Raw genomic sequence first — 12179 nt, forward strand, 5'->3', positions numbered from 1 at the left:
ATTAGAAATTAAGGTTTAAACCGAAGATTAGCTGACGGCTCTTTGGATATGCCGAGTAATCAACACCAGGTGTTAACGCTGTTTTTCTACGCGTTGAAACTTCAGGGTCAAAGCCTGAATAGTTGGTTAGTATAAACACGTTGTAACATGTAGCATAAAAACGCAGGTTGCTAATTTTCAATCGTCGCACTAAATTCTTAGGTAAGGTATAACCCAAGGTTAAGGTGTTTAAACGTAAAAATGAACCGTCTTCAACTGCCCAGTCGCTAAATGCATAACGCTGCATGTAAGGCGACCACATGGTTGTATTCTCGTTCATAGCAGCTAACTGTGCCGGATCATTGACAACTTCACCAGTGGTCCAGTTAATATTATTCCAGCGCGTACCATCTTCCATCATGGTTATCATGTTACGATACTGGTATTTACTACTGGCCGTATACTGCATTTTGTTGGCATTGTAAATATCATTACCATAGCTGTAGCTAAACACAGCTGATAAATCAAAGCCATAGGCATGACCGCCAATATTAAAACCACCAGTAGCCAAAGGATTCGCATCACCAATGATTTTACGGTCATTCTCAGCAGTCACTTCACCGTCGCCGTCCAAATCTTTCAATTTCATTGAACCCGGGCGAATTTCGCCAATGACGCTGGAGTTGTCAGCAACACCATCTTTTAAAGTCCATGTTTCACTATCGGCATCGTAACCCACAAAATCGTCCACTTCGTAACGACCATCGGCGACATAACCGTTCATTTCACCAACAGAACCGTCAACAGCTACCCAGAAATCGTCGTTAATTTCTGTAGAAGCCCATAACGAACTGGCACCAAAGTCATTCATTATACCGAGCGACTTAATTTTATTGCGGTTCATTCCAACGTTAAAAGCAAAGTTTAAGCCCCAGTCTTTCTTATCTACAATAATCCAGTTAATGGCAAATTCAAGACCCTTGTTTTCGGTTTCACCCATGTTACGATATTGATAATCATAACCAGTACCCGCTACAGGGAATTCGATTAACAGGTCTTTGGTGTTATTCCAATAAGCTTCAATACTACCAGTTAAACGAGTGCCCAACATGGCGAAATCTAATCCGACATTACGCGTATAAGTTGTCTCCCATGTCAAATCAGGATTGGACATGTACGTATATTTTGAACCTTCAACATATGAGTTAGGCTGCCAGTAGCTTGTTACACCATTGATACGGCCAGTTAATGCTTTTGACACATATGCTTGAGAAATCTGGTTAGCAGGAATATTGTTGTTACCTGCAGAACCGTAACTGACACGCAATTTTAAATCGTCCAACCAATTTTTGGTTCCTTCCATAAAGTTCTCACCAGAAATACGCCAAGCGAAAGCTGCTGATGGGAAATACCCCCACTGGTTATCTTCTGCAAACTTACTTGAACCATCGGCCCTGAAAGTAGCAGAAAGCAAATACTTACTTCGGAAATTGTAGTTGGCTCTTCCAAAGAATGAAAGCAAACGTGTATCGGCATCATAAAAGTTATCAACCGTTGAAGCCGAACCCTGCGAAGTTAGTTTAAATGCCTGATTAGCATCAAAAAGCGAAGGATAACCTAACACCTGTGTAGTGGTTGTTAAACGTTCCTCCTGGATAATTTCCTGACCAGCCAAAACATTTAAACTATGATCCTGATTAGATATTAAATCTTTAAAATCATAATTAATTGTATTGGTATTTCTTAAACGTTGCATTTTGCGATCTTTCATCTGCACAGCAGGTTGCCCTACATAATCTCCAGCTAGTTCGCGCGAAAAATAAGTCGTTAATCCATAGAATCGATAATCGTTATAATAGTAATTATCCAATCCCACCTCTGTCTTAAGCCTCAAATTATCAATCACTTCCCATTGTGCACTTGCGGCTGCATTTAAGTTGCGTCGGTTTTGTATTCTCTCGTTATCATCTACAGCAACTAAAGGATTCACTAATTCACTTGAGGCAATTTCTTCGTCAATATCTGACTCTAAACCATCCAAAGGAATGGGCGTATATACCACACTGTGACGTAACCTGGCATCGGCTGTCGACTTTTCCTGTTGCTCATTAGCTCCTCCTCCATTAATATCAGTATCGGAATAACGAACAGAATAATTTAATTCAATCTTATCGTTGGGTTGATGTTTTAACTTTAATGAGAAGTTATCGCGTTTAAAATCAGACCCCAGCATAATGGCTTTATCATCAAGGTGAGCATAGCTAAATGAATATTTCATTTTTTCGCCACCGCCCGAAAAATTAACATCGTTGCTAAATACTGTGCCTGTGCGGCCATACACTTGCTCTTGCCAGTTATTACCTTTTACACCTTCGTACAAATCAATGTCTTGAAATTGTCCAAAGTAGTTATAATACGACTCCATATTATCAGCGCCCTTTTCAAGCATGGCATATTCATATTGCCATTTAACGTAATCCTCCGGCTCTAGCACATCAAGCGTATTGGCAATTTTTTTAACGCCATAATAGGCATTGTATGAAACCGACATCTTACCTTGTTTGGCCTGCTTGGTTGTTATAATGATTACTCCATTTGCACCACGCGCTCCATAAATGGCTGTTGAAGAGGCATCTTTCAACACATCAATCGACTCGATATCCGAAGGTGGAATATCTGAAATAGTATTAACCGGAAATCCATCAACAATGTACAATGGTGAATTATCCTGGGTAATAGACCCGCCACCGCGTACACGAATCTTGATTTCGGCATCCGGAGCTCCGTCAGTAGTAGTTACCTGCACACCTGCCATGCGACCGCTAATGGCTTCTGCTGCAGTTGCAACAGGTATGGCCTGTAAATCATCGCCTTTAACAGATGCAACCGAACCGGTAATATCGCGTTTTTTAACGGTACCATAACCTACAGCCACCACTTCATCCAACTGGGTGTGTGACTCTTTCAAAACAATATTAATGGTTGTTTTGCCGCTAATTTGAATCTCTTGTGTTTCCATTCCAATAAATGAAACGACAAGCACATCCGAATTAAGGTTATTGACATTTAGCTGATATTCTCCATCTACATTGGTAATCGTACCAATGTCGGTTGTACCTTTAACCATAATGGTCACCCCAGGTAATGGTTGTTTACTTTCATCAGTAACTTTACCGCTTACCATCTGCGCGACTCCATTGAAACTGCACAGCAGTAGCAACAGGCCTATCGCAAACAATTTGCATTTGCTTAGATGATCTTTTTTCATAAAATTAAAATTTAGATAAACTATTTAAATAGGATTCGATATTAGTATATTGAGATTCAATGGCATACTTATTAGCATCAGTTTTGTCTTCTGGATTAAGTCCTTGTTTTAACTCCCATTCATCAGGCATGCCATCTTTATCGCTATCAAGTGGAGCTTTGGCTAAACGTATTTCCGGCCAACCACCTACTTCAGTTTGTGAGTTAATAATGCCATTTGTACCATAAGTAGTTTTTCCTTCTTTCACTTCATCAACAATGCGTTTATCAATGGCATCGCGCACCAGGTTAGCCCCCGCCTGCTTAAGTACTTTATCATAGGCTTTATGAGTCGATTCAATGGTGTAATCAGAAACAAGCTGCAGTCTTTTTGAAAAATAATGCTGTGCTGAATCTTTATCGATTTGGACACCTAACAAGTTGTTATTGGTAATGCTATTATCGCCATGTAATACATTCCCATCAAAGTGATAGTTACTGTATGGTTCATAAGGTTCCAAAAGTCGTTTGGTTGCCGATTTTCTGGTTCCAGGTCCTGCTTTGAAATAATTATTACAGATACTGTAATTTCCTGCTTCTCCGGCATACATGCATTTAAAGCCCCAATTGTAAATCACATTATTTACAATTTCAGCACGTTCGGTTTCGGGTGTCGATTGATTACGGCTACCTTGTAAACGCGGATTACGACTGGTGTGATGAGCCAGTAAATTATGATGAAATGTTGCTTTCATACCGCCCCAAATTCCACCATAGCCGTGCTCGCCTTTGGAGTGATAGCTTTTGTTGAGACTTTCGCTAATAATACACCACTGCAAGGTTAGATTATCGTTATCGTAGAGTGAGCAAACCTCATCTGTCGCCCAGCTAAGACTACAATGATCGACCATTATGTCTTTTTTACGCATTCCGGTTAAGGCATCCAGCTCAATGTGAGCCATATCTCCCGGACGGATTCTTAGATAACGGATTATCACATTATTCGCATTGATGCGCAGGCCATAACCGCGAATGCAAATACCATCGCCCGGTGCTGTTTGTCCAGCTATGGTAACATGATCGTTATTGATATCAAGGCGCGATTTTAGATCGATGTAGCCATTAACTGCGAATACGATTATACGTGGTCCTTTCTTTTGAATACCATCGCGCAAACTTCCAGGACCATCGTCGTTAAGGTTGGTTACAGTATACACCATACCTCCACGACCACCCGTAGTATATTTGCCTGCTCCTTCGGCACCCGGAAAGGCCACTACTTTTTGTGCTTGCGAGCAATTTATCATCGCAAGCACAAAAATTATCAACAGGCTATATTGCAAAAGTACTTTCATAATCAAGTGGATTTTAAGCCTTAAAATCATTTTCTAACAACAAGTGTTTCTACCGATCCAGTTCAATAGCAGCCAATATGAACGGCGCAACACCTTTAGAGTCATTAACGACTTTCTTTTCACTTATATAATATTCGAATGAGCCATCGCGATAAGGATTCCCTCCTAAGCCGCAGCCACCGCACACATCTTTCATTTCAATGCGTCCATCCGGATATTCGGTGATTAAATATTGTAAAATACCATCGAACGTTTCTTCGGCATATGCCTTATATTTTCTACTCAGATACCCTTTATTCGCCCCTTTGGCCATGGCATAAGCAAACATGGCAGAACCTGAACCTTCGAGGTAATTACCTTCGCGTTGGCCCTGATCAAGCACCTGAAACCACAATTTGCTTTCTGAATCGCGCACCTTTAGCAAGGCATCAATTGTTTGTTTAAGAATGTTGATTAACTCTTCTCTGTCTTTGTGATTGTCTGGTAAGAAATCAAGAACATCAACAATTGCCATCACATACCACCCCATAGCACGACTCCAAAAGTGTGGAGAAACACCAGTTTCGGCATTGGCCCATTGCTGTTCCTTGCTCTCATCCCAGGCATGATAAAGTAAACCGGTTTTTTCGTCTTTAGTTTGTGCATATATATGCTTAATCTGAAACGTCACCACATCGAACCACTCCGGTTCATTAAACTCCTTGGCATATTGCGCTAAAAACGGTGAAGCCATATAAATACCATCCAACCACATCTGATACGGGTATCTTTTTTTGTGCCAATAACCGCCACTATTGGTTTTAGGATGCTCACGCATTTGCTGAACCAGCTGTTCAATAACGCTCTTGTACTTATCTTCTCCACTTCGTTTATACAGTGTAATCACGTTTTTACCCGGATTAACCCTATCGATATTGTAGTCGCTTAATTTGTACTTATCAATTGTTCCGTCTTCATTCACAAAATAGTCGATGTAATCGGCCATGTACTTCGAATATTTGGAATCGATGTTACCAAGCCGATCGATGGCCTGCCCTAAAAAGGCATAGTCATATTCCCACTTAACTTTTTTCGGATTCAGGTAATACACCAAACTATCGTACTGACTAATAACATTATCAGCCATTTTTACCGACCATTTTTCAGTGCTGGTCGAAGTTTTTTGTTGACTTTTGGGTGTACTATTACAAGCTAATAATACGCCAAACATCAATATGTAGATAAAAGCTTTCATTACGGCTAATATTATTTACTTAGAATATTTCCTTTTTGGTAGACTACTTTAGTTTTCTCAAGCGTGGTTTTGCTTACTCCTGGAAAAACATTATTAATCAAATAGATGGACTCAGATGCCTCATCCACATCCATAAAGAAATCCATCGCATCGCTTTGAAAACAGTCGGTAATCAACATGTTTTTTACTTCGCTTAATGCCACGGCGCCATGCTCAAGCTTTTCACCGGTAACCGTTAAACCTTTTAGCTGAATTGCTTCCGATTTTTTAAATTCAACCGGAATGCCCTTATCCACTTTAATGCGGATATCACTTAAATCGATGTCGCTGGCATATTCGCCAAAAATCCCCTGGTTGGCATTAACATTCACACCGCTAATGCGAATATTCTGGATACTGCGCTCTTCAAGCCCCAGAAAGGCAATGGCTTGTTTTGCTTTGTTGATTCGTATGTTGTCGATCGATATATTGCGAATGGTAGGTGTTCGTTCCGACACCTGCTCAACCGGCGTCTCGTGGTAGCGCATGTTCATCATGATGCCTTGCTTTAAAATATCATACATCACAATGTTTGAAATACAAACATCTTCAATGTATCCGCCACGTCCGCGCATCGTTTTAAAACGGATGCCTCGGTCAGTTCCTTTAAACACACAGTTGGAAATGGTAACACGTCGCACACTTCCCGACATTTCACTCCCGATAACCACACCTCCGTGACCATCCATCATGGTACAATTCGTGATGGTTATATTTTCAGTTGCTACATTGGCTTCACGACCATCTTCATCGCGACCCGATTTGATAACGATACAGTCATCACCAACACTGATGTGACAATTGCTGATACGAACGTTTTTACACGACGATGGATCAATGCCATCGGTATTAGGCGAATCTTCAGGATTGATAATGGTAATACCATCTATAGTAATGTTTTCGCTAAACGCCGGCATGATCGTCCAGAAAGGAGGATTTTGAAATGACACACCTTCGATGCGCACATTTTCACACTCATAAGGCATAAATAAAGGAGGACGTAAAAAATTACCCATCTTTTGTAAATAGGCATTCTTCTCAATCAGCTCCTTATTATTATTATAAAACTCCTGTTCCCATTTTGAGTTAGTTGATGCTTCGCCACGTTTTAATGGCCACCAGAAATCCCACCACTTTTCACCATTTCCATCAATAAGACCTCTACCTTTAATCGTGATATTTTTGGCATTATGGGCATAAATTGGTGATTTAAAAGTTTTTACACGAATACCTTCCCAACGTGAATCAATCATCGGCAGGTAATCATCAAAATCATCGGTAAATTTCAGAACAGCACCAGCTTCCAGGTTAAGGGTGATGTTACTCTTCATTTCAATTGGCCCCGATAAATATTGTCCGGCCGGAAAATATACTTCACCACCACCAATGGCATGCAATGAATCAATAGCTGAATTAATTATAGCGTCGCATTGATTTTTCCCGGTATTATCAGCCCCCAGATTTACAATATTAACCTGCGCAGATACACCAAAGCTTATCAGCATAACAAGAAATAAGCCGATTATTCTGTGTTTTGTTTTCGATGGCTCAGCAACGCTAATTAGGCGCTTTTGAAATGATTTTTTCATATATTAATATTTTTAAATGATTGCTATTGCAACAGTATTTAAAAGGCGATTTGGATTACAAAAATTTGTTAAAAGCTGATAGGATAAAATTAGATGCTTTGTGAGGCATACGTATGTCACAAATCATCATATTATGGGTGACAAATCGTAACCACCCATGGGTGATAATTATTCAACACACTAACCTACTGAATGTTGCAAAAATCACTTTAATTCCTTTTTTTCCTTATCAGCCAAGTATTTATTATTAAAGTTATCTTTGTACGTGTTAAAATTAGTTATGAAAATCCTTAGAAAAATCCTCCCGTTTTGTTTTTTGTTAACATCCATTTTTATCTATGGTCAGGATATCTTTCGGTTTGAACACTACGATTCAAAAGATGGCTTATCTCAAAACACCGTCAATAGCTTGTTGTGTGATAAAGATGGTTTTCTGTGGGTAGGTACTGTTAATGGCTTAAACCGATTTGATGGTTATCGGTTCAAAAGTTTTAACAGTCTTTCAAAAAACAATAGTTTTATCAACAACAGGGTCATTAATCTGTGGCAAGATAAAATGGCTTATATCTGGATAGAAACCTACGATCATTATTACCACTTTTTCAACCCTGTTACTGAAACTTTTCAAACCGTACCGGATTATTACGATCCAAACTACGATAAAATTAACCAGGCCACCTGTTTTCTGCAATACAATCCTCATCAAATATGGATCGGAACCAACGAAAGGGGCATCTACTTTCTTGAGCACGACGATAGCAACCAAACCTATAATTCGGTGCAATTGAGTGATAAAGGCCGCTATGCTATCACTAACAACGATGTCCGTTTTATCTTTGCCAGTAAGGACTCAGCTCTTTGGGTTGGGACAGCCAGAGGTGTCAACATGCTCAATAAGGCAGATCTGCAACGAAAACATTACAACTTTCACCATTATTTTATTGAGTATTCGTTTAACTCGGCCATTGAACTGGATGATGAAATTTGGTTGGCGACCGATAAGCAAGGCTTGGTATGTTACAACAAGCAAAATCATTCCTATAATTTCATTAAGCAATCTAACAATCCTCTATTTCCTTCGGACGAGATATTAAACATATATAACACCGCTAAACAGACGGTATTGGTGGCTTTTAAGGATGGTGGTTTAATGCACTATTCGCCTTCATCCAAGCAATGGCAAAGGGTCAATATCCACGGTGATAATGTGGACAATATCTATTTTGACCACTTTGATAATGCCTGGGTAACAACCGAAACATTTGGCGTTACTAAACTGAATTTAAATTCATTATCCACCAATTATTACCAACTTACCGAACCGGAACAAATCAGTATTACCGATCGGGAGCGCCATGTGTTTTACGAAGACAAAGACACTAACCTGTGGATAGGGTTACATGGCGGTGCACTAGCCTATTACAACAGGCTAAGCGACAGCTTTTATAAGTATATCAATAATCCATCGGACAACTATTCCATTTCTTCTAACATTGTTCACTGCATCACCGAAGATTTATCAGGCCAGATGTGGATTGGAACAGGCCAGTACAAAGGAGGCTTAGAAAAAGTGGTGATGCGTAATGCAGCCTTTAAGCACCTGCTGCCCTCGCCCAACGTTAACCAAATAACCGATAATGTGGTGAGGTGCGCCTATCAGGATAAATATGAGCGCATTTGGCTTAGTACCAAAAACGGACGCATTCATGTCTACAATAAAGACTTAAAAAAACTTCAAAGTTTTCAAACCCCTTCATCAGGTCGGAGTTCATTAAGAACAACCAATGTGTATAGCCTGTTTATTGACGAACAGAACTACATCTGGCTGGGTACCAAAGGGCATGGATTATTTATCAGTCAAACACCTATCTCTGAAAATAATAAGGACTTAAACTCCCTTCAGTTCCATAACTACACCTCGCAGGCAGATGACAGCACATCACTCCCGAACAATAATATTTATAGTATTGAGCGCGACAAAACCGGAAATATCTGGGTGGGCACCTATGGCAATGGTATTTGCAAGGTTCATAAAAGTAACACTGGTCAATTAACGTTTAAGCGCTACAATACGACTAATAGTAATCTGAGTAGCGACCAGGTTCGAAAAATTAAATGTGATTCAGATTCTAATCTTTGGATTGCTACCGCTTTTGGAGTCAATCTTCTCCATAAAGATAGTCTGGCGAAAGCACATATTACTTTTCAGTGCTTTTATAAAGAGACGGGTCATCCTCAAAAAATCAATTACAACGATGTTGGCGAGATATACGAAGACTCGAACAAAAGGCTTTGGTTTGGCACCTTGGGAGGCGGTGTTAGTTCAATTGAATTACCAATATCTGCACAAAGCACTTTCACGAATCTGACCACCGAAGATGGCTTGTCCAACAACGTGGTATATGGCATATTAGAGGATAGTGAGAACCAATTATGGTTTAGCTCTGAATATGGTCTTAACCGTTTTAACACAGCTACCCGCTCATTTGAAATATACAATGAGTCAAATGGCTTATCATTTAATAATTTTTCGGAAAGTACGTGTTTCTTTCTGCAGGATGGTCGCCTGGTTTTTGGTGGTTCTGAAGGCGCAGAAGTTATCAATACGCAACTAATAAAAAAAACCAACAATAAAAACTTAATCGAACTGACCAATTTTCAGTTATTCAATAAAGATGTGGTTGTTAATGAATTAGGATCGCCCCTCGACAGCAGCATCTCATTTAGCAATAACATAAACCTCAAGCATCACCAATCCAGCTTTAGTATTGAATATTCGGCACTGGATTATTTAGATCCGTCGAAGGTACAGTATGCCTATCAATTGTATGGATTTGAAAGTAACTGGAACTATGTTGGCAATCAAACCAAAGCAACCTACACCAACTTGCCCCATGGACGGTACACTTTTAAAGTGAAGCACACCAATAGAAGCGGGCAATGGAACAACGACATCAGAACTTTGTCCATAACCATTGCGCCCCCCTGGTGGAAAACGATTTGGTCGTACATGGCTTATACGCTTTTAATATTGGCTGTATTCTGGCTGGCACGAATCATCCTGCTTCGAATCAATAAATACCGTAGCCAGTTAACACTTGAAAAACGCATCAATGAACTTAAACTGCGCTTTTTTACCAATATTTCGCACGAAATAAGAACACCTTTAACGCTTATTCTGGGACCTCTGGAAGATATACTCCACGAAGGAAAAGTCAATGATGACATTAAAAATCAGCTTAAGTTGATGAAGAAAAACACCAAGCGAATGCTTGCCTTGGTGAACCAATTACTTGATTTCCGGAAGATTCAAAACAACAAAATGAACCTCAACGTACAGGAGATCAACCTGGTTACTTTCACTCAAAATATCTATGAAAGCTTTATTCCTCTGGCCAAACACAACGGTGTTCAGCTTAAATTTAAAAAGCAGGAAGATTCAATCAAGACCTATGCCGATGCTGTTAAACTTGATTCAATAATTTATAACCTTATTTCGAATGCAATAAAATTTACGCCCAAAGGCAAAAGGGTACTTATTACGGTGGAAACAGATTCGAATAACCCGGAAATGGCTTTGGTTAATGTACAGGACGAAGGGCCGGGAATTGCACATGAAAACATACCTGATATTTTCACTCGTTTTGTCATTCTTAATAAAAACGACAACCGAGGTAGTGGCATTGGACTGGCCTTAGCTTTTGAACTGGCCAAACTCCACAATGGTGATTTAAAAGTAAATTCGCAGGTGGATAAAGGAAGTTGTTTTTGTTTTTCAATACCGGTCAATAACCACGCACTTTTGCAGTCTCCATCTGTTTCTTCAAAGGAAACACCAACGGAAGTCAATAGTCACAGGGCCGATTTTGACGAAGACATTAACACTTCCAGTGCAGAACCTCAACTACTGGATAAAAGTAAAACAACGGTACTGATTGTTGAAGACAACCATCAAATTGCCAACTACATTCAAAGTCAACTAAAAACGGATTTTAATTGTATTGTAGCTGAAAATGGTCACGAAGGACTGAAACAAGCGGCTGTTCATAACCCCGATGCCATTGTAACCGACATTATGATGCCCGAAATGGATGGTATTGAAATGACACAACTACTGAAGGACAACTTTAGTTTATGCCATATTCCGGTTGTGATGATGACCGCTAAAACGGATGAGCAAGATAAGATTAAAGGATTTGAAACCGGAGCGGAAGCATACATCACTAAACCACTCAACGTAAGACATCTTAAAGCTGTTTTATCCAGCTTTATCAACCAGCGTAAACTGATTATCTCTAAATACCGCGACAATAAAACCATCGATCCGGACACACTGAAAGTGAACACCAAAGATGAGGAGTTCCTGCACCAGCTATTGACTTATATTGAAACAAATTATTCAGCTGATTTGAGTATCGAAACGGTGGCTAAAGAATTTTGCGTGAGTCGAACGGTGTTATACAATAAGGTAAAGGGATTGACAGGTTTGAGCCCACTTGAATTTATCCGCCAGGTAAAACTAAAACTCAGCCTTGAACTGCTTAAAAAAGGCTATTCTGTTAGTGAAACAGCCTATAAAGTGGGCTATACGGATGTTAAATATTTTTCGCGACAATTTAAAATGGTGCATGGCTACCCTCCCAGCCAGGTCAAAACCAACTTAAAGAAATAAACTAAATAACTGAATTACAAGTATTAATAGTACGATGAATTAAATATATTGAAAAAAGTGTGTGC

Annotated in this window: 5 protein-coding genes; 1 reads left to right on the forward strand and 4 read right to left on the reverse strand. The window is 39.6% G+C overall.

Annotated elements, in window-relative coordinates; translation table 11 throughout:
* Position 1: 1 nt before the first annotated feature.
* From J1N10_RS18740 to J1N10_RS18755, 4 genes are read right to left on the reverse strand one after another with little or no spacing between them, the layout of a single operon-like run.
* The gene (locus J1N10_RS18740; RefSeq protein WP_262328270.1) at positions 2-3247 is read right to left on the reverse strand and encodes a SusC/RagA family TonB-linked outer membrane protein; all 3246 of its coding nucleotides are present in this window, start codon (positions 3245-3247) and stop codon (positions 2-4) included.
* Positions 3248-3251: 4 nt separating this feature from the next.
* A complete protein-coding gene (locus J1N10_RS18745) occupies positions 3252-4580 on the reverse strand; it encodes a pectate lyase family protein (RefSeq protein ID WP_262328271.1) in 1329 nt (442 codons plus the stop codon).
* Between the two features lie 49 nt (positions 4581-4629).
* Positions 4630-5814 (reverse strand): glycoside hydrolase family 88/105 protein, encoded by a 1185-nt coding sequence (locus J1N10_RS18750; protein ID WP_262328272.1) that lies wholly within the window; start codon positions 5812-5814, stop codon positions 4630-4632.
* An 11-nt stretch (positions 5815-5825) separates the two neighbouring features.
* Positions 5826-7442, reverse strand: a complete 1617-nt coding sequence (locus J1N10_RS18755; protein WP_262328273.1) for a glycoside hydrolase family 28 protein — start codon at positions 7440-7442, stop codon at positions 5826-5828.
* A gap of 280 nt (positions 7443-7722) precedes the next feature.
* Here J1N10_RS18755 and J1N10_RS18760 point away from each other — a divergent pair, with 280 nt between their 5' ends.
* Positions 7723-12114: a hybrid sensor histidine kinase/response regulator transcription factor gene (locus J1N10_RS18760; protein WP_262328274.1), complete on the forward strand. Its 4392-nt coding sequence runs from the start codon at positions 7723-7725 to the stop codon at positions 12112-12114.
* The last annotated feature ends 65 nt before the right edge of the window (positions 12115-12179 follow it).

The sequence above is a fragment of the Carboxylicivirga litoralis genome, assembly GCF_025499605.1.
Taxonomy (GTDB): Bacteria; Bacteroidota; Bacteroidia; order Bacteroidales; family Marinilabiliaceae; genus Carboxylicivirga; species Carboxylicivirga litoralis.

Bases quoted from the DNA above. Each gene is read 5' to 3' on its own strand.
- J1N10_RS18745 (WP_262328271.1), bottom strand. From the start codon at position 4,580: ATGAAAGTACTTTTGCAATATAGCCTGTTGATAATTTTTGTGCTTGCG.
- J1N10_RS18760 (WP_262328274.1), top strand. From the start codon at position 7,723: ATGAAAATCCTTAGAAAAATCCTCCCGTTTTGTTTTTTGTTAACATCC.
- J1N10_RS18740 (WP_262328270.1), bottom strand. From the start codon at position 3,247: ATGAAAAAAGATCATCTAAGCAAATGCAAATTGTTTGCGATAGGCCTG.
- J1N10_RS18755 (WP_262328273.1), bottom strand. From the start codon at position 7,442: ATGAAAAAATCATTTCAAAAGCGCCTAATTAGCGTTGCTGAGCCATCG.
- J1N10_RS18750 (WP_262328272.1), bottom strand. From the start codon at position 5,814: ATGAAAGCTTTTATCTACATATTGATGTTTGGCGTATTATTAGCTTGT.